Below are 714 nucleotides of genomic sequence, written 5' to 3' on the forward strand. Positions count from 1 at the left end.
AGCCCGCTGTTGGTTTGACCATAATCCAAGACATATTTTGCGGGCACAGGAGCTTGCGGACTGGATTTCAAAAAAATACACAATATTTGGAATAAAGAGAGTGTACAAAAGAAAAGATCACCCAAAGCTGTCAAGTGACGACTTTTACGGAAAGAAAGGCATTATTTTTATAAAAGATGGTTGGGGTCCAACAGACCATATTGATCTATGGAATGGATATGAAATGAAAGGTGGAGAAGCTTCATTTTTAAGAAGAGGAGTAGAAATATGGTTTTGGCGATTATCGTGAGGCGATGAATACCCGTGAAATAAAGCGATACCGATAGTAAATTTGGTGTTTTCAGCTCATATCAAGTTATCTTTGAAGCATTTTTGTTGTCCTTTCAAATACCTGTATTTCTTGTTTTCTTCGTTGAAAAATAAGAAATGGCAAAGCATATCACTGTTGCGAGATCATGGCAAGAGCTCAACAAATGGCAACTGGAAGAAATTGTAGATCTGTATCTTCATCATGATAGCGAGAATTTCTCCTCCTCTTTCAATCGTATGATTTTAATACTATTCCAAAAGAAAAAAAACTTTTGGAATTCATTGAAATTAGAAAGCAGCATTTGACTATACGATTTTAAATTTTACTTGTTTTAAGGCTTCATTTTCTCTTTTCTTTTTTCCAACGGTGTAAACCTTGGTGATGGAATCAGTTCGGTGGCTGGC

At 35.9% G+C, this 714-nt stretch carries 2 protein-coding genes; both read left to right on the forward strand.

The window, feature by feature from the left end:
• Positions 1-289, forward strand: a 289-nt coding sequence (locus tag GNY06_RS00145; protein ID WP_212995054.1) for a T6SS effector amidase Tae4 family protein, incomplete at its 5' end; no start/stop codon positions are given.
• A gap of 137 nt (positions 290-426) precedes the next feature.
• The gene (locus GNY06_RS00150) at positions 427-615 is read left to right on the forward strand and encodes a hypothetical protein (protein WP_166518296.1); all 189 of its coding nucleotides are present in this window, start codon (positions 427-429) and stop codon (positions 613-615) included.
• The last annotated feature ends 99 nt before the right edge of the window (positions 616-714 follow it).

Origin of the sequence: Elizabethkingia argenteiflava (genome assembly GCF_009904105.1) — a bacterium.
GTDB lineage: Bacteria > Bacteroidota > Bacteroidia > Flavobacteriales > Weeksellaceae > Elizabethkingia > Elizabethkingia argenteiflava.